Annotated in this window: 20 protein-coding genes; 5 read left to right on the top strand and 15 right to left on the bottom strand. The window is 66.4% G+C overall.

Going from position 1 to position 18,408, the window contains the following annotated elements; all coding sequences use genetic code 11:
* Positions 1-27: 27 nt before the first annotated feature.
* A complete protein-coding gene (locus IB273_RS20180) occupies positions 28-762 on the bottom strand; it encodes an SDR family NAD(P)-dependent oxidoreductase (RefSeq protein ID WP_045209895.1) in 735 nt (244 codons plus the stop codon).
* Between the two features lie 332 nt (positions 763-1,094).
* Between IB273_RS20180 and IB273_RS20175 the strand changes: the two genes are divergently transcribed.
* The 3 genes from IB273_RS20175 to IB273_RS20165 all read left to right on the top strand — a co-directional run bounded on the left by IB273_RS20175 (position 1,095) and on the right by IB273_RS20165 (position 4,685).
* Positions 1,095-2,123, top strand: a complete 1,029-nt coding sequence (locus IB273_RS20175) for an ABC transporter substrate-binding protein (protein WP_151186205.1) — start codon at positions 1,095-1,097, stop codon at positions 2,121-2,123.
* Positions 2,124-2,277: 154 nt separating this feature from the next.
* Positions 2,278-3,366 carry a phosphotransferase gene (locus IB273_RS20170; RefSeq protein WP_192224863.1) on the top strand — a complete coding sequence of 363 codons (1,089 nt, stop codon included), beginning with the start codon at positions 2,278-2,280 and terminating at the stop codon, positions 3,364-3,366.
* A complete protein-coding gene (locus IB273_RS20165) occupies positions 3,363-4,685 on the top strand; it encodes an aspartate aminotransferase family protein (RefSeq protein WP_192224862.1) in 1,323 nt (440 codons plus the stop codon). Before IB273_RS20170 ends, IB273_RS20165 begins: the two co-directional genes overlap by 4 nt.
* A 77-nt stretch (positions 4,686-4,762) precedes the next feature.
* Here IB273_RS20165 and IB273_RS20160 read toward each other — a convergent pair whose 3' ends face one another.
* From IB273_RS20160 to IB273_RS20150, 3 genes are all read right to left on the bottom strand, one after another.
* Entirely contained in the window at positions 4,763-5,221 is a 459-nt protein-coding gene (locus IB273_RS20160) for a sn-glycerol-3-phosphate transporter (protein WP_192224861.1), read from the bottom strand.
* A gap of 14 nt (positions 5,222-5,235) precedes the next feature.
* Complete coding sequence (locus tag IB273_RS20155) at positions 5,236-5,700, bottom strand: glycine zipper 2TM domain-containing protein (protein ID WP_081517759.1); 465 nt, start codon at positions 5,698-5,700, stop codon at positions 5,236-5,238.
* A gap of 129 nt (positions 5,701-5,829) precedes the next feature.
* Complete coding sequence (locus IB273_RS20150; RefSeq protein WP_192210075.1) at positions 5,830-6,759, bottom strand: LysR family transcriptional regulator; 930 nt, start codon at positions 6,757-6,759, stop codon at positions 5,830-5,832.
* A gap of 93 nt (positions 6,760-6,852) precedes the next feature.
* On the opposite strand from IB273_RS20150, the gene IB273_RS20145 reads away from it, so the two are divergent.
* Positions 6,853-7,452, top strand: coding sequence for a short chain dehydrogenase (locus IB273_RS20145; RefSeq protein WP_081517757.1), 600 nt, complete (start codon positions 6,853-6,855; stop codon positions 7,450-7,452).
* Between the two features lie 128 nt (positions 7,453-7,580).
* On the opposite strand, the gene IB273_RS20140 is transcribed toward IB273_RS20145, so the two are convergent.
* The gene (locus tag IB273_RS20140) at positions 7,581-7,979 is read right to left on the bottom strand and encodes a DUF488 domain-containing protein (RefSeq protein ID WP_192224860.1); all 399 of its coding nucleotides are present in this window, start codon (positions 7,977-7,979) and stop codon (positions 7,581-7,583) included.
* A 76-nt stretch (positions 7,980-8,055) separates the two neighbouring features.
* Between IB273_RS20140 and IB273_RS20135 the strand changes: the two genes are divergently transcribed.
* The gene (locus IB273_RS20135; protein WP_017521068.1) at positions 8,056-8,724 is read left to right on the top strand and encodes a COG3650 family protein; all 669 of its coding nucleotides are present in this window, start codon (positions 8,056-8,058) and stop codon (positions 8,722-8,724) included.
* 211 nt (positions 8,725-8,935) lie between these two features.
* Here the strand turns inward: IB273_RS20135 and IB273_RS20130 are convergent, their stop codons facing one another.
* The 10 genes from IB273_RS20130 to IB273_RS20085 all read right to left on the bottom strand — a co-directional run bounded on the left by IB273_RS20130 (position 8,936) and on the right by IB273_RS20085 (position 18,222).
* The gene (locus IB273_RS20130) at positions 8,936-9,187 is read right to left on the bottom strand and encodes a hypothetical protein (RefSeq protein WP_081517755.1); all 252 of its coding nucleotides are present in this window, start codon (positions 9,185-9,187) and stop codon (positions 8,936-8,938) included.
* A gap of 14 nt (positions 9,188-9,201) precedes the next feature.
* A complete protein-coding gene (locus IB273_RS20125; RefSeq protein ID WP_192224859.1) occupies positions 9,202-9,891 on the bottom strand; it encodes an aspartate/glutamate racemase family protein in 690 nt (229 codons plus the stop codon).
* 16 nt (positions 9,892-9,907) lie between these two features.
* Entirely contained in the window at positions 9,908-11,008 is a 1,101-nt protein-coding gene (locus IB273_RS20120; protein ID WP_192224858.1) for a PLP-dependent cysteine synthase family protein, read from the bottom strand.
* A gap of 38 nt (positions 11,009-11,046) precedes the next feature.
* On the bottom strand, positions 11,047-11,952 hold the full coding sequence (locus tag IB273_RS20115; protein ID WP_081517752.1) for a DMT family transporter: 906 nt from the start codon (positions 11,950-11,952) through the stop codon (positions 11,047-11,049).
* Between the two features lie 563 nt (positions 11,953-12,515).
* A complete protein-coding gene (locus IB273_RS20110; protein ID WP_081517751.1) occupies positions 12,516-12,851 on the bottom strand; it encodes a Na+/H+ antiporter subunit G in 336 nt (111 codons plus the stop codon).
* The gene (locus IB273_RS20105; RefSeq protein WP_081517750.1) at positions 12,848-13,117 is read right to left on the bottom strand and encodes a K+/H+ antiporter subunit F; all 270 of its coding nucleotides are present in this window, start codon (positions 13,115-13,117) and stop codon (positions 12,848-12,850) included. Before IB273_RS20105 ends, IB273_RS20110 begins: the two co-directional genes overlap by 4 nt.
* The gene (locus IB273_RS20100; protein WP_081517749.1) at positions 13,102-13,602 is read right to left on the bottom strand and encodes a Na+/H+ antiporter subunit E; all 501 of its coding nucleotides are present in this window, start codon (positions 13,600-13,602) and stop codon (positions 13,102-13,104) included. The genes IB273_RS20105 and IB273_RS20100 overlap by 16 nt, the downstream gene beginning before the upstream one ends.
* Complete coding sequence (locus tag IB273_RS20095; protein ID WP_192224857.1) at positions 13,599-15,095, bottom strand: monovalent cation/H+ antiporter subunit D; 1,497 nt, start codon at positions 15,093-15,095, stop codon at positions 13,599-13,601. The genes IB273_RS20100 and IB273_RS20095 overlap by 4 nt, the downstream gene beginning before the upstream one ends.
* The gene (locus IB273_RS20090; protein ID WP_151186199.1) at positions 15,092-15,424 is read right to left on the bottom strand and encodes a Na+/H+ antiporter subunit C; all 333 of its coding nucleotides are present in this window, start codon (positions 15,422-15,424) and stop codon (positions 15,092-15,094) included. Before IB273_RS20090 ends, IB273_RS20095 begins: the two co-directional genes overlap by 4 nt.
* Complete coding sequence (locus tag IB273_RS20085) at positions 15,424-18,222, bottom strand: monovalent cation/H+ antiporter subunit A (RefSeq protein WP_192224856.1); 2,799 nt, start codon at positions 18,220-18,222, stop codon at positions 15,424-15,426. Before IB273_RS20085 ends, IB273_RS20090 begins: the two co-directional genes overlap by 1 nt.
* Positions 18,223-18,408 lie beyond the last annotated feature (186 nt).

Below are 18,408 nucleotides of genomic sequence, written 5' to 3'. Positions count from 1 at the left end.
GATTGAGCGCGCTGGATGCCAGCGGGATCACACATGCTGGCCGCCGTTGACGTGGATTTCCGCGCCATTCACGTAGGACGCGCCGCTGGTGCAGAGGAAGTGGATCAGCGAGGCGACCTCCTCCGGCTTGCCCAGGCGGTGCATGGGAATGTCGCGCTCGACGATCAGCTCAGTGCCCGAGGACAGGATGGCCGTGTCGATCTCCCCCGGCGCGATGGCGTTGACGCGCACGCCGTGCGGGCCGAAGTCGTGGGCCATCTCGCGGGTCAGCGCCGCCAGCGCGGCTTTCGAGCAGGCGTAGGCGGCACCGGCGAACGGGTGCACGCGGGAGCCGGCGATGGAGGTGACGTTGATCACCGAGCCCTTGGCCGCCTTCAGTTCGTCGAACAGGCCGCGCGCCAACAGCGCTGTGGAGAACAGGTTGACGTTGAACACCTTGAGCCAGGTGCCGTAGTCGCTGCCCAGCACGCCCAGGCGCTCGCCTTCCGGGCCCTTGGGCGAGATGCCGGCGTTGTTCACCAGCGCATGCAGGCTACCGCCGAGCTTCTCGCGGATCATCGGCAGGCTGGCCTGGACGCTGTCGATGTCTTCCAGGTCCAGGTGGATGTGGTTGATCAGCCCTTCGGCCCAGGGGCATTCGGCGCTCCAGTCCTGGCGCGAGGCGGTGAACACGCGCCAGCCGGCAGCGTTGAAGTGCTTCACCGTGGCATGGCCGATGCCGCGGCTGGCGCCGGTGAGCAGCAGGGTGCGGGTCTGGTTCATGGTGCTTCCCTCTCAAGTCTGAGCCGCTGTCTGCGCCACCCATCGGGGCGCGCGATCTGTGAACATCCGTGAAGCGATGGCGCCAATAAAACATGATGCATCATGTTTTGGAAGGTGTTTTAATCGGCTCAGCTTGGTCCTACAACGAGCTATCCGAACAACAACAAGAAACGGAGCACATTCCCATGATCGACCTCACCCGTTCCGCCCGTTCTTCTCCCTGATGTCCGAGGGCGTATCAGCCGGCCTTTCAGCTTGGCCTGGCGCAGCGCCCCACTCTTGAAGCTGCCCTCTTATTCATGGGCCGGATTGGCCCGCTCAGGAGTCATCGCATGTTCAAGAAAGCCATAGCACTGATGATGCTGGCCGGCGGCGCCGCCCAGCTGCATGCCGAAACACTCACCGTGGTGTCCTTCGGTGGAGACAACAAGGTGGCCCAGGAAAAGGCCTTCTACAAACCCTTCGAGCAGCAGGCCAAGGTCACCGTCCAGGGCGCCGAATACAACGGCGAGATGGCCAAGATCAAAGTCATGGCCGACACCGGCAAGACCAGCTGGGACGTGGTCGAGGTGGAATCCCCGGAACTGATGCGCGGGTGCAGCGAAGGCCTGTTCGAGCAACTCGACTGGTCGAAGCTGGGCAAGCGCGAGGACTTCCTCGACGCCGCCGTCAGCGACTGCGGCGTGGGCATCTTCATCTGGTCCACGGTGCTCACCTACGACGCCAAGAAGCTTGCCAGCGCGCCCACCGGCTGGGCCGATTTCTGGGACGTGAAGAAATTCCCCGGCAAGCGCGGCCTGCGTCGCGGCGCCAAGTTCACCCTGGAGTTCGCCCTGGAAGCCGACGGCGTGAAACAGGCCGACCTGTACAAGGTGCTGGGCACCAAGGAAGGCGTGGACCGTGCCTTCAAGAAGCTCGACGAGATCAAGCCGTACATCCAGTGGTGGGAAGCCGGTGCGCAACCGCTGCAGTGGCTGGCCGCCGGTGACGTGGTGATGACCAGCGCCTACAACGGCCGCGTCGCCACCGCGCAGAAGGAAGGCCGCGACTTCGCCATGCAGTGGGACGGCAGCATCTACGACCTGGACCACTGGGCCATCGTCAAGGGCAGCCCGAAGAAGGAGCTCTCCGAGCAGTTCATCGCGCTGGCCAACAAGCCCGAGCACCAGAAGGTCTTCGCCGAGAACATTCCCTACGGCCCGACCAACAAGAACACCATCCCGCTGATCGACCCGGCCATCGCGCCGAAGCTGCCCACCGCGCCGCAGAACCTGGCAAACGCGCGCGCCATGGACACCGAGTTCTGGATCGACCACGGCGAGGAACTGGAACAGCGCTTCAACGCCTGGGCGAGCAAGTAACACCGGCGACTCCCGCCCGGCCCCGCGCCGGGCGGGAGCAACCAGCTCACTGAAACAGCGCAATACCGTTGTACCGCTGAACCCTGCTTGCCCCGTTATCCCTGCTGGACCTGTTATCTCTGCTGGACCCGTTATCTCTGCTGGAGAAGTACCCGTGCCCCTCAATACCGCTCCCGTCCACGATCACCTGCTGGAAGCGGCCCCCGCCCAGGTGAGCGACGCCCAGGCCGCTGCCATCGCCGAGGAATACTTCGGCCAGCACGGCACGCTGCACCGCCTCGCCGGCGAGCGCGACTTGAACTTCCACATCGCCCACGGCCATGGCGACGACCGTCTGCTGAAGCTCTCCCACCCGCTGGAAGACCCGCAGGTCGTGGACTTCCAGACCCGCGCCCTGCTCCGCGTCGAAGCGCAGGACCCGACCCTGGCAGTACAGCGCGTCTACCCCTCGCTGAACGGCGAGCACCAGATTCCCATCGAAGTCGACGGCCAGCCGATGATTGCCCGGCTGTTCTCCTTCGTCGACGGCGTCCCGCTGCACCGTGTCGCGCAACGCAGCCGTGCCCTGCGCGAGAACCTGGGCGACGACCTGGCCCGCCTGGGCCTGGCGCTCAAGGGTTTCGAGCACCCGGCCACCGCCGGCCACGAACTGCTCTGGGACCTCAAGCACGCCTCGCGCCTGCGCAACCTGCTGGTCTACATCCAGGATCAGGAACAACGCGCTCTGGTCCAGCGCTTCCTCGACAACTTCGAGCGCCACGCCCTGCCCCGCCAGGCCACGCTGCGCGCCCAGGTCATCCACAACGACCTGAACCCGCACAACGTCATCGTCGACGCGCGGCACCCGGACCAGGTGCGCAACATCCTCGACTTCGGCGACATGGTTCATGCGCCACTGATCAACGACCTCGGCGTCGCCGCCGCCTACCAGGTGGGCGAGCCGGAGGCACCGCTGGGCACCGCCTGCGAGATGATCGCCGCGTACCACCGCCGCTGCCCGCTGCTGGCCGAGGAACAGGAAATCCTCCCCGACCTGATCGCCACACGGCTGATCATGACCCTGAGCATCACCGCCTGGCGCGCCAGCCTGCACCCCGAGAACCGCGACTACATCCTGCGCAACACCCGCCACGCCTGGCAGAGCCTGCAAGGCCTGGCCGGCCTCAGCCGGGAGCAGGCGCAGGAGCAGATCGCCGCCGCCTGCGCCCCTTCAAGCGCGAATCAACAGGAGCCCCGCCCATGACCATGCCCAACGGATTCAGCGCCGCCGATGCCGAGCGCCTGAGCGAACAGGAGCGCCGCCTCATCGAACGCCGCGCGCGCCTGCTCGGCCCGGCCTACCGGCTGTTCTACGAGCGCCCGCTGCACACCGTGCGCGGCGAAGGCGTGTGGCTCTACGACAACCAGGGCAACCGCTACCTCGACGCCTACAACAACGTTGCCTCCATCGGCCACTGCCATCCGCGCGTGGTGCAAGCCATCGCCAGCCAGGCGGCAGTGCTGAACACTCACACGCGCTACCTGCAGGAAGGCATCCTCGACTACGCCGAAGACCTGCTCGCCACCTTCCCCGACGGCCTGGACCAGGTGATGTTCACCTGCACCGGCAGCGAGGCGAACGACCTCGCCCTGCGCATCGCCCGCCAGTACACCGGCGGCACCGGGGTGATCATCACCCGCTTCGCCTACCACGGCGTCACCGCCAGCATTTCCGAGCTGTCGCCGTCCCTCGGGTCCGGCATCACCCTCCCCGCCCACGCGCGCACCGTGATTGCGCCAGACGCCTACCGGCTGGGTGCGGAAAACGTCGGCAAGCGGTTCGCCGATGACGTGCGCGCTGCCATCGCCGATATGCGCGCCCACGGCATCAAACCCGCTGCGCTGCTGCTCGATGGCATCTTCGCCAGCGACGGCGTGCTGGCCGGCCCGGCCGGCTTCCTCGCCGAAGCCGTGAAGGTCGCCCAGGACGAAGGCCTGCTCTACATCGCCGACGAAGTGCAGAGCGGCTTCGCCCGCACCGGCGACGCCATGTGGGGCTTCCAGCGCCATGGCGTACAACCGGACCTGGTCACCCTCGGGAAACCCATGGGCAACGGCCAGCCCATCGCCGGCGTGGTGGTGCGCCCGGAAATCCTCGAAAGCTTCGGCCGCGAGGTGCGCTACTTCAACACCTTCGGCGGCAACCCGGTGTCGTGCGCGGCGGCCCAGGCAGTGCTCGACGTGATCCGCGACGAGAAACTGCAGGAGCGCTCTCAGCGTATCGGAGCCTTCCTCGCCGACGGCATCCGCCAGTTGGCCGAGCGCCATGAGCTGATCGGCGATGTGCGCGGCGCGGGGCTGTTCCTCGGCGTCGAACTGGTCACCGACCGCACGTCGAAGTCACCCGCCGCCAACCAGACCCGCCAGGTCGTCAACAGCATGCGCGAGCGCGGCGTGCTGATCAGCGCCGCCGGGCCCCTGGAGAACATCCTGAAGATCCGTCCGCTGCTGGCCTTCGAGCAGGAACATGTCGAGCTCTTCATCGACTGCCTGGACAAGTCGCTGAAGGACGTCACTGCCTGACGCTTTCTTCCTTCAGAAACGACGCGGGCCGCGATGAACACTCATCGCGGCCCGTTGCATTTCGGCTGTCGGAAGTATCAGAAGCGTAAGCCAACGTTGACCATCGCGGCGGCGTTGCCCAACACCACGAGTTCGGCGCCGACCGGCCCGAAGTGCGCGCCGACCGAAGGAATGATCGCCGGCGCCACGCCCAGGTGGTTCAGCGGGATCTTGTCGCGGTACTCGCCGCGATAGCCCTGCAACGCGCCGCCGGTGACCTTGGCGTAGAAAGGCGTGCCTTCCCAGTCGAAGCGCTTGCCGGCGTAGACATAGTTGGAACGCTGGCTGAAGGAGTTCTTGAAGGTCGCACCGCCCCAGACCAGGCCATCGGCGCGGTTGCGCTCCAGGCCAATCAGCTCCTGGTGGTTGTTGTGGTCCGGGTCGTGGTTCCAGTGGGTGGTGTAGACGCTGGTCTGCAGGTACCAGAAGCCCCCGTCGTCGGCCATGGCGATGCCACAGCCGAGCAGGGCCAGCGCGGCGATCAACAGGCGGCGCATGGGGCGTCCTCCGTTCAGAGGGTGACGCGGCTGGCGCCGTTGACGGTCATGATGCGAACGCGATCACCGATGCGGAACTGCTGGTTCGCATCCACCGCCTGGACATAGGCGCGGGTGCCGCCGTCATCCTCGCGGACCACGATTTCAACGCCCTGGGTGCGGGTGATGCCCTCTTCCACCGCCGAACCCGCTGCGCCGCCAGCGACGCCGCCGAGAATGGTGGTGATGGCCTTGCCGCGACCGCCGCCGATGGAGTTGCCGGCGATGCCGCCGACTGCCGCGCCGGCCAGGGTGCCGATGGGCGTCTTGGTGCCTTCGATCTGTACCGGGCGCAGCGATTCGATGGTGCCCATGCGCACGTTCTGCACGGCGCGGGCGTCAGCACGGGAGTAGGAAGAACCCGACAGGTTGGAAGCGCAGCCGCTCAGCAGAGCGGCGCTGGCAAACAGGGCAGTCAGAAGCAAAGTGGGACGGTTCATGATGTTGACCTCGGAAGGCTCTCAAAAGTGATGGTGAAAGCCTAACGATCGGTCCCTGAACTCCCCCTGAACCCTCTCTGAACCAATGCTGAACGAAGCTGAACGACTGAATGAATTTACTGAAAGACGTCAGCCTTCCAGGGCGACCAACTGCATCCGGCTGCGCTCGAACCAGCGCAGCAGGTAGTCCGCCAGCAGCTGCGTGCGGCGCGGCAGGCGGCTCTGGTAGGCGTGGATGAGGAACACCGGCTGGGTCCGGGTCTGGTAGTCGCGCAGCAGCCAGACGAGGCTGCCTTCAGCCAATTCCTGCTGAATCATGTAGGACGGCAGCCGGCTGATCCCCGCGCCCGCCAGTGCCGCCTTCTTCAGCAGGGTGTAGTGGTTGCTCGCCAGCAGGCCGCTCACCGTCACGCGGAACAGTTCGTGGTGGCGCTGGTAGAGCCAGACGTCGCTGTCCTGATAATGGGTGTTCTGCAGGCAGGAATGCCCGGCCAGTTCCGCCGGCACTTCCGGTACGCCGTGCTCGGCGAGGTAGTCCGGCGTGGCGCAGGTCAGTTCCTGCAGGGCGAACAGCGGCCGCGCCACCAGGCGCTCGTCCACCGCCAGGCTGCCGGAGCGGATCGCCAGGTCGAAGCCGTCGGCCACCAGATCGCGGCGTTCGTTGGACAGGTCCAGCTCCAGGCGGATGTCGGGGTACTGGCGGGAGAACTCCATCAGCCAGGCATCGAAGAAGGTCTCACCCAGCGACACCGGCACGCTCAGCCGCACCTTGCCCTGCGCCTCCTCCTGCAGCGCCAGCACCGCCTGCCGCGCCCGCGCGGCCTGGGCGTTGAGCGCCTGGGCCTCGGGCAACAGCGCGGCGCCCGCGGCGGTCAGCGACAGGCGTCTGGTAGTACGGTGCACCAGCGTCGCCCCCAGGGCTTGTTCCAGCGCGGAAATCCGCTTGGACAGCTGGCCCTTGCTGCAGCCGAGCTTCTCCGCCGCGCGGGTGAAGCTGCCGCACTCGAGGAGCACGGCGAAGGCGGAGAGGTCTTCCAGGTCGCTGGCTATTGTTTCCATATGAAAACCAAAGGTTATCGATTGGCGTGATTATCTAAACAGGAGACCACTCTACTCTGAAGCCGTCTTCAGCCAAATTCCTTCGGAGCCTTCATGAAAATCATCCTGATCGGTGCCAGCGGCACCCTCGGCCAGGCCGTCGCCAACGAACTGGGCCAGCGCCACGAGATCGTCCGCGTCGGCCGCAACAGCGGCGACTACCGCGTGGACATCACCGACAGCGCTTCCATCCGCGCGCTGTTCGAGCAGGTCGGCGGCTTCGATGCGCTGATCAGTGCCGCCGGCAAGGTGCACTTCGGCGCGCTTGCGGAAATGGGCGAGGCGGAAATGGCGGTCGGCCTGAAGGACAAGCTGATGGGCCAGGTGAACCTGGTGCTGATCGGCAGCCAGTACGCCAACGACGGCGCCTCCTTCACCCTCACCACCGGCATCCTCAGCGAACAGCCCATCGTGCTGGGCAGCTCGGCCAGCCTGGTCAACGGTGCGGTGGAGGGCTTTGTGCGCAGCGCTGCCCTGGAACTGCCGCGCGGCCAGCGGATCAACGCGGTGAGCCCGAACGTGCTGGTGGAATCGATGGAAGGCTACGGCCCGTTCTTCCGCGGCTTCAAGCCGGTGCCGGCCGCCGACGCCGCGCTGGGCTTCGCCCGCAGCGTGGAAGGCAAGCAGAGCGGACAGGTGTACAAGATCTGGTAACGGGACTTCCTCGCAGGGCGCATAACCTGGAACAGGTTATCCGCCGAACCTGTCGCGGCGGATAACGCTGACGCGTTATCCGCCCTACGACTCCGGTGACGATTTCCCTTGGTTCGCGAGCAAGTCCCCTACTCGGTCTTGCCGGCATAGCAGACCGGGGAACTGCCCTCGTCCTGCTTCTCCAGCTCGTCTTCCAGAAACTCCGCCAGCACCTGCGCGTTGTTGTGTTCCTCGTCCTTGGCCGCATAGAGCAGCGTCAGCGGGCCCTTGCGTGCCAGGTCGAGCAGGCCCATCCAGTGCTCCGGATGGGCATTCAGCTCGCCGTGGTAGGCCTTGCGGAAATCCTCGAACAAGCTCGGATCGTGGTGGAAGCGCTGGCGCAGTTCGTTGGACGGCGACGCCTCCTTGGCCCACTGCTCCATCTGCAGGTCCTCCTTGCGAATCCCCCGCGGCCACAGGCGGTCCACCAGCACCCGCTGGCCGTCTTCCTTCGCCGCCGGTTCATAGGCGCGCTTGCAACGAATCATCCGAAATCCTCCGTGTCAGCTTGAGGTGGCCGGCTTCGCTGGGTAACGTGGGCGCACTTTCGAGGGAGCCCGTTCCATGCGATCCAGCCGTTTCATTCTGTTCAGCCTGCTGCCCCTGTTCGCCGCCTGCCAGGTGTGGACGCCGAACAAGACCGATCTTAACGCCTCCACCCGCCTGCAGGGCGAACTGACCCGCCAGGACGGCAAGCTGGTGTTCCGCAGCTGCACCGAGCAACGCCGCTTCAGTATCGAGGACACCGGCAATACCGGCCTGCCCCGCGATGCGCTGGAAATGTTCAACGACGGCGCGACCTCGCTGTACGCCGACCTGCGCGGCAGCTTCAGCGGCAGCAGCGCCCAGGGCACCGACGGCAAGCTGGAAGTGGCCAAGGTCTATCGCCTGCAGAACGAAGGTTCCGGCTGCGACGACCCGAACTTCAAGCGCGCGGTGGTCCGCGCCCACGGCAACGAGCCGGGCTGGAGCGTGCTGGTGAACAGCCAGGGCATGTTGATCGAGCAGCCGGGCAAGGAGTCGCTGGCGCTGCCGTACATCGCCGAAGGCGTGCCTGACGGCAGCACCAGTTATTCCAGCGAGGCCAACGGCGAGAAGGTCGAGCTGTGGGTCGCTCCGGCACGCTGCCAGGACAGCATGAGCGGCGCGTTGAGCAACCTGTCCGCCGAGCTGCGCCTGGACAACAAGGTCATGCGCGGCTGCGCCTATCCGGGCGGCTCCAGCGGCGACTGATCGCCGCCCGCTGCAAACGTGCCTGCAACGTAGGAGCGGACTCCGCCCGCGATCGATATCCGGCGCGATTCGGACCTATCGCGGACAGAATCCGCTCTTACGCAACCGGAAACCTCAAACCAGATCGTAGGGCGCATAACCTGGGACAGGTTATCCGCCGAACCCGTCGCGGCGGATAACGCTGGCGCGTTATGCGCCCTGCAGAGAGGCGTCAGACCAGCAATCCTGCCGCCACCAGCCGCGCCTTCAGCACGGCGAATTCCCCGTCGTATTCCCAGTACGCCAGCCGGCCATCGCTGGCGGTCACCAGCACGTACTTCTCGCTGATCGACTGGATGCGCTCGATGCGCACCAGCTTCTCGACGAAGTCCGGGTCCGCGACCTGCTCGATCACCTCGCGGTTCTGCTCGTCGTAGCCGTGCATGATGAACGCCGCACGCACCCTCAGGCTGATGAAACTCATGCTGTGAGTTCTCCTCAAATGGCGGCGTCGGCCGCGTGCAGGGCATGCAGTGCCGTGGTGTCGAACAGCGGCACCGAGGCGTCCGCCGGATCGACCAGCAGGGAAATCTCCGTGCAGCCGAGGATCACCGCCTCCGCGCCCTGCTCCACCAGCGCAGCGATGATGCGCCGGTACTCTTCCCGCGATTCGTCGCGAATCCGCCCCAGGCACAGTTCCTCGTAGATGATCCGGTGCACCACCTGGCGGTCGGCTTCGTTCGGCGTCAGTACCTTCAGCCCGAACCTGTCCACCAGGCGATCCTTGTAGAACGCCTGCTCCATGGTGAAGCGCGTGCCCAGCAGGCCGACCGTGGCAACGCCCGCCGCACGGATCGCCTCGGCGGTCGGGTCGGCGATGTGCAGCAGCGGGATATCCACCGCCGCCTCGATGGCCGGCGCCACCTTGTGCATGGTGTTGGTACAGAGCACGAGGAAGTCCGCGCCTGCCGCCTTCAGCGAACGGGCCGCGTCAGCCAGCACACGGCCGGCAGCGTCCCAGTCGCCGGCATGCTGCAGGCGCTCGATCTCGTGGAAGTCCACGCTGTACAGCGCGACCTTCGCCGAGTGCAGGCCGCCTAGCCGTTCCTTGATGCGTTCGTTGATCTGCCGGTAGTAGGGAATGGTCGATTCCCAGCTCATACCGCCGATCAGGCCGATGGTTTTCATGCGTCCCTCCATGGGATCAGTCCAGTCCGATGCAGGGCAGATCGCCGGGCAGCGCCGCGCCGTGCTCGGCGCACTGGCGCACGGCCTCGATCAGCGGATCGAGGTCGAAGCCCTGGGAAATCAGCCACAACGGGTTGTAGTAGGTCGTCTCGTAGCGCTCGCCGCTGTCGCAGAGGATCGCCACCACCGAGCCGCTCTCGCGCCGCGCCACCATCTGCCGCGCCACCAGCAGCGCGCCGATCAGGTTGGTGCCGCTGGAGCCGCCGACATGCCGGCCCAGGCGCCGGGCCAGGTAGTGCATGGCCGCCAGCGACAGGTCGTCCGGCACCTTGCAGCAGGCGTCGAGCACGTTGGGCAGGAAGGACGCTTCCACACGTGGGCGACCGATGCCTTCAATGCGCGAGCCGTAGCTCAGGGTCAGGTCGCGGTCGCCGGTCTTGTAGGAATCGAAGAACACCGAGCGCTCGGCGTCGGCGCAGAGCACGCGGGTGTCATGCCGGCGATAGCGGGCAAAGCGCCCCAGGGTCGCCAGGGTGCCGCCGGTACCGGGGCTGGAGACCAGCCACGACGGCTCGGGGAAGCGCTCGTGGCGCATCTGCTGGAAGATCGACTCGGCGATGTTGTTGTTCGCCCGCCAGTCGGTGGCGCGCTCGGCGTAGGTGAACTGGTCCATGAAGTGGCCGCCGGTTTCCGTCGCCAGGCGCTCGGACTCGGCGTAGATCTGCGTCGGGTCATCGACCAGATGCGCCTGGCCGCCGTAGAAGGCGATCTGCGCGATCTTCTCCTTCGAGGTGCTGGCCGGCACCACGGCAATGAAGGGCAGGCCGAGCAGTCGCGCGAAGTACGCCTCGGAGATCGCCGTCGAGCCGCTGGACGCCTCGATCACCGGCGCGCCCGACTTCAGCCAGCCATTGCACAGCGCGTAGAGGAACAGCGAGCGCGCCAGCCGGTGCTTGAGGCTACCGGTGGGGTGGCTCGACTCGTCCTTGAAGTACAGGTCCACGCCCGGCAGGCCGGGCATGTCCAGAGGGATCAGGTGGGTATCGGCGCTGCGCTGGAAATCCGCTTCGATGATGCGGATCGCCTCACGGGTCCAGTTGCGTTCCTGGGTGGCCATCGTGTCGTTCTCCTGGCAGGGCAAGCGGTTCAATGGGTTCAGTCCAGCACACCGGCAGGCGATGTGGGCGGCGCGCTGCGCCACTGGCTGAGGGCGACGCCGATGAACACCAGGCCGGCGGCCAGCGCCTGCTGGCCGCTGAGCACCTCGCCCAGCAGCAGCGCGGCGAAGATCAGGGTGAACACGGGGATCAGGTTGATGAAGCCGGTCGCCTGGCTCGCCGGCAGGCGGCTGACGCCGAAGTTGTACAAACCATAGGCGCCGACGGTGACCACGCTGCCCAGGTAGACCAGGGCGAACCAGCCGGTCGGGCCGGGCGCCGGCGGCAGGCCGGAGGTCGCCAGTGCCAGCGGCAGGAAGAACAGCGAGCCGATGAATGCCTGCATCGCGGTGAGGATAAAGGGCGAGTAGCGCGCCGACAGGTGCTTGAGCAACAGGGTGTAGCCGGTGGCGCAGAGCATTGCCACCAACTCGTAGAAATTGCCCAGCAGCGGGTTGGGCGCATGGCTGTCCGGCTCGCTGGCCAGCGTCAGCCAGAGCGAGCCGAGCACCGCCAGGGCGAAGCCCAGCCAAGTGTTGCGGGCGATCTTCTCATGCAGCAGGAAGAACGCGCCGACCGCCACCAGCAGCGGCAGCAGCGCGGTGATCATCCCGGCCTGCGCAGCGCTGGTCTGCTGCAGCGCCAGGGACTCGAAGATGAAGTACAGGCAAGGCTCGCAGGCGGCCAGCGCGAGCAGCCACTTCCAGTCGCCGGGGCGGTAGTCGATGCGTCCACGCCAGCGCCAGGCGGCGAGGAAGATCAGGCTGCCCAGCGCCATACGGGCGAAGATCACCCACATGGCCGGCATTTCCTGGAAGGCGAACTTCAGTGCGATGAAGGAACTGCCCCAGAGCGCCATGGCCAGCACCAGGCACGCGAGGGCGAACGGCCGGGATTGCTGCACGGGACGCTCCAGTCAAAAGGTCCCCGGAGTATAGGAGGCACGCGCCGGCCGCCGACAGGTACAGAATCGTGGCGAAACTGTATGGGCGGGATTCGAACTGCAGGAGCGAGCTTGCTCGCGAACAAACTCACCGGCGGCTCCAACGCTGGGGAGGTTCGTGAGCAAGGACTAGGCGTCCCCCTCGGTCCTACGAAGAGCCACACACCCGTCCCACTCCAGCTCTAGATTTTGCTCTGAAGGCTTCCAGAGCGACATCCGCGCACTCCGAGTGGCCCCGTTCAGGAGGCCTCGTTGAAGCGGAGTTTCAGGGGTTGAGCGACATGGATGTCGCGAGAGCGCTGTCGGGCCAGGGACGGCCCGTCAGCGCGTGCCCCTGAAACTTCGATTCAACGAGGGAATTTTTCGCCTAAGCGAAAAACCGGATGTCCGGGGCAAGACCTTTTGGTTCCTTTTGGGGCGTTTGCCAAAAGGGACTCGCCCGAGGGGGCGAAACAAGAAGCTGACTCGCACGCCGAAGCGACGCAGAACACCCAACCGGGAAGCATCGCAAACAAGGCTCAAAATCAGTCCCAGGGCTTGCCCTTGGTTCCCCGCTCCACCGGCACGCGCTGCTGCATCGCCGCCTTGGCCAGCAGGTGCGCGCTGACCGGCGCGGTGATGAAAAGGAACACGGTGATCAGCACCTCATGCAGGCTGACGCCCTCGCCGCGCGTGCTGAAGTACAGCAGCGAGGCCAGCACCACGCCGCCCACGCCCAGGGTCGAAGCCTTGGTTGGCGCGTGCAGGCGCGTGTAGAAGTCCGGCAGGCGGTACAGGCCGATGGCGCCAAGTAGCGCAAACAGGCTCCCCGCCAGCAGCAGCACGCAGACCAGCGCTTCCACGATCATTTCGCCATTCATTCGATGATGTCTCCGCGCAGCAGGAACTTGCACAGGGCCACGGTGCTGACGAAGCCCATCACCGCGATCAGCAGCGCCGCCTCGAAGTACAGGCCGCTGCCCTTCCAGATGCCGAACAGCACGATCAGCGCGATGGCTTCCACCGACAGGGTGTCCAGCGCGAGGATGCGGTCCGCCACCGACGGCCCGCGAACCAGCCGCACCACGGTGAGCAGCACGGCGATACCCAGCAGCGCCAGGCAGATCGGGATCACGATACCGAGCATGCGAACACCTCCTTCAGCGGCGCCTCGTAGCGCGCCTTGATGTCCGCCACCAGCGCCTGCGGGTCCGGCACGTCGATGCCGTGGACCAGCAGCGTGCGGCGATCGGCGGAGAGGTCGGCGGAACAGGTGCCCGGGGTCAGGGTGATGACGCTGGCGAGGATGCTGATGGCCAGGTCATCGGTCAGCTCCAGGGGAATCTCGACAAAGCCCGGCTGCAGCTTCGCTTTCGGTCCCAGCACCAGTTTCGCCACCTGCAGGTTGGCGACCACGATGTCGTAGAGCACCAGGCCAATGAAGCGCAGCAGCAAGCCCGGCCGCTGGATGCGCGGCGCGGCCAGCAGCAGGTTGCGGCACAGCAGCGGGATGCTCAGGCCGAGGAAGGCGCCGAGCAGCCAGTGGCCGAGGGAGAAGTCGTTGACCAGCAGCAGCCAGCTCAGCAGGAGCACACCGCTGAGCAGCGGGTGCGGAAGGATGCGCCGGATCATGCGCCACCTCCCAGCAGGATCGCCTGACGGTAGAGCCCGGCGTCCAGCAACTGCACGGCTGTGGCCTGTGCATATGTGATCAGCGGCCGCGCGGCGACCACCATCAGCGGTGCGCTGGCCAGCAGGCCGAAGCACGCCAACATCTTCACCGGCTCCCGATTGGCGCTGCCCAGCACACTCAGGCCGGTGCGCCAGAACAGCGTGCTGCCGGCGCGACTGAGCGCGACGATGGTCACCAGTCCGCTGACCAGCACCACGCTCCACAGCGCGATGGCCTCGCTGCCCCCACTCACCGAGCGCAGCAGCATCAGCTTGCCGAGGAAGCCCGACAGCGGCGGCAGGCCGGCAACGGCAATGGCGCCGAAGAAGAACGCGCCACCGAGCAAATGCGGTTGCAACAGCGCCGGGCCCTGCACCAGTCGGCCACTCTTCTCACCGCGCTGGCGGGCAATCAGGTCGGCCAGCAGGAACAGGCCGCCAGCCACCCAGATGCTGTGCAGCAGATAGTAGAGTGCGGCGGACAGCGCCTCCGGAGTGCCCAGCGCGATAGCTGCCAGCAACGTGCCGGCGGAGACCACCACCAGGTAAGACAGCAGGCCTTGCAGCGTGGTCGCCGCCAGCGCGCCGAGCGCACCGGCGACTATCCCGGCCAGCGCCAGCGGCCACAGCCAGGCCTGCGCGAGGTTCGCCAGCTCGCCGGCCTGCTCACCGAAGATCAGCGTGTAGACCCGCAGGATCGAGTAGATGCCGACCTTGGTCATGATCGAGAACAACGCCGCCACCGGCGCGCTGGCCTCGGCATAGGCTTTGGGCAGCCAGAAGTACAGCGGCAGCAGCGCCGCCTTCAGGCCGAACACCACCAGCAGCAGCAACGCCGCCGCCCGCACCAGCGGCGCCTGCTCGGCGCTCAGCTGGGCCACGCGCTCGGCCATGTGCGCCATGTTCAGGGTGCCGGTGATGCCGTAGAGCGTGCCCACCGCGAGGAGGAAGAACGCCGAGCCGACGAGATTGAGCACCACGTAATGCACACCCGCACGCACCCGCCCTGCCCCGCCGCCATGCAGCAGCAGCGCGTAGGAGGCGATCAGCAGGATCTCGAAGAACACGAACAGGTTGAACAGGTCTCCGGTGAGGAACGCCCCGTTCAGACCGAGCAACTGGAACTGGAACAGCGCATGGAAGCGCTTGCCGCGCCGGTCATCCCCACGCACCGCGTAGATCAGCGACAGGCTGGCGAGCAGTGCGGTGGCAGCGATCATCAGCGCGCTGAGGCGGTCCAGTACCAGGATGATGCCGAACGGAGGCTGCCAGTTGCCCAGCGCGTAGAACTGCACCACGCCGCTGTCGGCCTGTTGCAGCAGCACGGCGGAAAGCGGCAGCAGGGCCAGGGTGGCGAGCAGCGACAGGCCGCGCTGCAGGCGCTCGCCCACGAGCAGCAGTGCGCAACCGGCGAACAGCGGCAGCAGGACCGGCAGGATCAGCCAGTGATTCATCGGCCTTCCTCCCCTTCGCCGCCATCCACATGGTCGCCGCCGGTGTCAGCCAATCCACGCAGGGCCAGCACGATGACGAAGGCGGTCATGGCAAAGCCGATGACGATGGCCGTCAGCACCAGCGCCTGGGGGATCGGGTCGCCGGCGTTGGCGACCTGACCGATCACCGCCGGGTCGCCAGCCAGCCGGCCCATGGCGAAGAGGAACAGGTTGACCGCGTAGGACAGCAGGGTCAGCCCCAGCACCACCGGGAAAGTGCGCGCGCGCAGCAGCAGGTAGACGCCGCTGGCGGTCAGCAGGCCGAGGGCGATGGCGAACAGCGCTTCCATCAGGGCGCCTCCTTGGACAACAGCGGCTCCGGCGGCGCGGTGACCGAACCCAGCCCGGAAAGAATCAGCAGCGTCGCGCCAACCACGGTGAAGTACACGCCCAGGTCGAAGAGCATGGCCGTGGCCAGTTCGATGTCGCCCACCAGCGGAATGTGGAAGTGGCCGAACGCCGAAGTCAGGAACGGGAAGCCGAAGAACCAGGCGCCCAGCCCGGTCAGCCCGGCGATCAGCACCCCGAGGCCGGCGAGACGGCTGTAGTCCAGCGGCAGGCGCGTGCTCACCCAGCGGCTGCCGCAGGCGATGTACTGGAGGATCAGCGCCACCGAAGTGATCAGGCCGGCGATGAAGCCTCCACCCGGCAGGTTGTGGCCGCGCAGGAAGATGAACACCGAGACCAGCAGCGCCAGCGGCAGCAGCAGTCGCGACAGCGTGGCGAGGATCGGCGGGAAGCGGTCTTGCGCCCAGGCGCGGCCTTCGTCGTCACCCTCGCGGCGCAGCAGGCGCAGGCCGTCGAGCAGTGCGAAGATGCCGACGGCGGCAATCGCCAGCACGGTGATCTCGCCGAGGGTATCGAAGCCGCGGAAGTCCACCAGGATCACATTCACCACGTTGTGCCCGCCACCACCGGAGACGCTGTTTTCCAGGTAGTAGCCGGCAATGCTGTCGTAGGGGCGCGTGAGCACGGCATAGGTCAGCAGCGTGACCATCACGCCGGCGCCAATGGCGATCACGAAATCGCGCAGGCGGCGCAGGCTGCTGGAGGTCTTCGGCGTGCGCGCCGGCAGGTAGTACAGCGCCAGCATCAGCAGGACCATGGTCACCACTTCCACCGACAGCTGGGTCAGCGCCAGGTCCGGTGCGGCGAAGCGGGCGAAGGCCAGCGCCACCAGCAACCCGGCGATGCTGAGGATCACCAGCGCGGTCAGGCGCTGGCGATGGAACCAGACGGTGAGCGGCCCGGCGAAGGCCAGCAGGACCAGGCCCAGCGCGGTGATACCATCCAGCGGCGTCTGCGCCCGATCACCGGCAATGCCCGGCAGCGGCGCGAGGCCGGCGAACACCACCACCACGGCGGCCAGCACCAGCAGCATGGCGTAGCGCTGCAGCGAGCCGTTCTCCAGGTAATCGGTCACGCACTTCGCGAAGTGCACCACACGCTGCACCTGCTGCTCGAACACCAGCTTGGCGTCCACCGCCGGCAGCCCGGCGTACCAGTCGAACAGCGGCTTGCGCAGCACGTAGAGCAGCACGCCGCCGGCGGTGGCGACGAAGCTCATCGCCAGCGGCGCGTTGAAGCCGTGCCAGATCGCCAGGCTGTATTCGGGCAGCACGCCGTTCAGGCTCGACGCGGCGGCGCCGGCCAGCAGCGGACCGACGATAACCCCCGGCATGACGCCCACCAGCAGGCAGATCAGCACAAGGATTTCCACCGGCACCTTCATGTAGCGCGGCGGCTCGTGGGGGTGCGGATTGGGCAGGTTGATCGGCTCGCCGTTGAAGAACACGTCGTGGATGAAGCGCACCGAGTAGCTCACCGAGAACAGCGCGCCCACGGTCGCCAGCGCCGGGATCACCCAGTTGAAGCTGCCCATCATGTTCTGCGCCAGGGTCTCGCCGAAGAACATCTCCTTGCTGAGGAAGCCGTTGAGCAACGGCACGCCCGCCATGGACGCCGACGCCACCATCGCCAGCACGGCGGTGTGCGGCATGTATTTCCACATGCCGTTGATACGCCGCATGTCGCGGCTGCCGGTCTCGTGGTCGATGATCCCGGCAGCCATGAACAGCGAGGCCTTGAAGGTGGCGTGGTTGATGATGTGGAAGATCGCCGCGACGTTGGCCATGGGCGAATCCAGGCCGAACAGCAGGGTGATCAGGCCCAGGTGGCTGATGGTCGAGTAGGCCAGCAGGCCTTTGAGGTCGTTCTGGAACAGCGCCATGAAGGCGCCCATCAGCAGGGTCGCAAGACCCGTCAGGCTAACCAGGTAGAACCACAGGTCGTTGCCCGACAGCAGCGGGTACAGGCGCGCCAGCAGGAATACGCCGGCCTTCACCATGGTCGCCGAGTGCAGGTAGGCCGACACCGGCGTCGGCGCCGCCATCGCATGGGGCAGCCAGAAGTGGAACGGGAACTGCGCGGACTTGGTGAACACGCCCAGCAGTACCAGGCACAGCGCCAGCGGGAACAGCGGGCTGGCCTGCAGCACCTCACGGGCACCGAGCACGGTGGAGAGTTCGAAGCTGCCGACCACATGGCCGATCAGCAGGATGCCGGCGAGTAGCGCCAGGCCGCCACCACCGGTGACCGCCAGGGACATGCGCGCGCCCTTGCGCGCATCCGAGCGATGGCCCCAGAAGCCGATCAGCAGGAACGACGACAGGCTGGTCAGCTCCCAGAACACCAACATCAGCAGCAGGTTTTCGCTCAGCACCACGCCGAGCATGGCGCCCATGAACAGCAACAGGAAGGCGAAGAAACGCCCGGCGGGCTCCCTCTCGGACAGGTAATAGCGGGCGTAGAGGATCACCAGCAGACCGATGCCGAGGATCAGCAGGGCGAACAGGAAGCCCAGGCCGTCCAGGCGCAGGCTGAGGTTCAGGCCCAGCTCCGGCAGCCACTCCAGGCGCTGCACCTGCGGATCGGCGCCGAGCACCGAGCGCTGGCCCAGCAGCAGGATCAAGCCCAGCAGCGGCACCAATCCGGTGGCGGCGGCGCAGGCGGTTCGGCCGAAACGCTCGGCCAGCAGCGGCAGCAATACCCCGAAGAAAGGCAGCGCGATGATCAGCGCCAACGTCATGACCCACTCCTTTTCACCGCCGGACGGCGTTCAGACAGGCAACACCGCGCAAAGGCGGCCGGCTTGCAAAGGCGACGATTATCCATATCTATCGATTACGCGTCATGGATTGAATTATTACGAAATTGCAAGCTTGAGCCGCGCCCGCAGTGGGCTGTGACAGATTTTCCTAACCCCCAAACGATA

Origin of the sequence: Pseudomonas sp. PDM19 (assembly GCF_014852215.1) — a bacterium.
Lineage (GTDB): Bacteria > Pseudomonadota > Gammaproteobacteria > Pseudomonadales > Pseudomonadaceae > Pseudomonas.
Note: the sequence above shows the minus strand (reverse complement) of the source record. Positions and strands in the feature narration are given on the sequence as shown.

Excerpts from the sequence above, each read along its gene's own strand:
- IB273_RS20180 (WP_045209895.1), bottom strand. The coding sequence starts at position 762 with ATGAACCAGACCCGCACCCTGCTGCTCACCGGCGCCAGCCGCGGCATC.
- IB273_RS20175 (WP_151186205.1), top strand. The coding sequence starts at position 1,095 with ATGTTCAAGAAAGCCATAGCACTGATGATGCTGGCCGGCGGCGCCGCC.
- IB273_RS20165 (WP_192224862.1), top strand. The coding sequence starts at position 3,363 with ATGACCATGCCCAACGGATTCAGCGCCGCCGATGCCGAGCGCCTGAGC.
- IB273_RS20160 (WP_192224861.1), bottom strand. The coding sequence starts at position 5,221 with ATGCGCCGCCTGTTGATCGCCGCGCTGGCCCTGCTCGGCTGTGGCATC.
- IB273_RS20155 (WP_081517759.1), bottom strand. The coding sequence starts at position 5,700 with ATGAACCGTCCCACTTTGCTTCTGACTGCCCTGTTTGCCAGCGCCGCT.
- IB273_RS20150 (WP_192210075.1), bottom strand. The coding sequence starts at position 6,759 with ATGGAAACAATAGCCAGCGACCTGGAAGACCTCTCCGCCTTCGCCGTG.
- IB273_RS20145 (WP_081517757.1), top strand. The coding sequence starts at position 6,853 with ATGAAAATCATCCTGATCGGTGCCAGCGGCACCCTCGGCCAGGCCGTC.
- IB273_RS20140 (WP_192224860.1), bottom strand. The coding sequence starts at position 7,979 with ATGATTCGTTGCAAGCGCGCCTATGAACCGGCGGCGAAGGAAGACGGC.
- IB273_RS20135 (WP_017521068.1), top strand. The coding sequence starts at position 8,056 with ATGCGATCCAGCCGTTTCATTCTGTTCAGCCTGCTGCCCCTGTTCGCC.
- IB273_RS20130 (WP_081517755.1), bottom strand. The coding sequence starts at position 9,187 with ATGAGTTTCATCAGCCTGAGGGTGCGTGCGGCGTTCATCATGCACGGC.
- IB273_RS20125 (WP_192224859.1), bottom strand. The coding sequence starts at position 9,891 with ATGAAAACCATCGGCCTGATCGGCGGTATGAGCTGGGAATCGACCATT.
- IB273_RS20120 (WP_192224858.1), bottom strand. The coding sequence starts at position 11,008 with ATGGCCACCCAGGAACGCAACTGGACCCGTGAGGCGATCCGCATCATC.
- IB273_RS20110 (WP_081517751.1), bottom strand. The coding sequence starts at position 12,851 with ATGAATGGCGAAATGATCGTGGAAGCGCTGGTCTGCGTGCTGCTGCTG.
- IB273_RS20105 (WP_081517750.1), bottom strand. The coding sequence starts at position 13,117 with ATGCTCGGTATCGTGATCCCGATCTGCCTGGCGCTGCTGGGTATCGCC.
- IB273_RS20100 (WP_081517749.1), bottom strand. The coding sequence starts at position 13,602 with ATGATCCGGCGCATCCTTCCGCACCCGCTGCTCAGCGGTGTGCTCCTG.
- IB273_RS20095 (WP_192224857.1), bottom strand. The coding sequence starts at position 15,095 with ATGAATCACTGGCTGATCCTGCCGGTCCTGCTGCCGCTGTTCGCCGGT.
- IB273_RS20090 (WP_151186199.1), bottom strand. The coding sequence starts at position 15,424 with ATGGAAGCGCTGTTCGCCATCGCCCTCGGCCTGCTGACCGCCAGCGGC.
- IB273_RS20085 (WP_192224856.1), bottom strand. The coding sequence starts at position 18,222 with ATGACGTTGGCGCTGATCATCGCGCTGCCTTTCTTCGGGGTATTGCTG.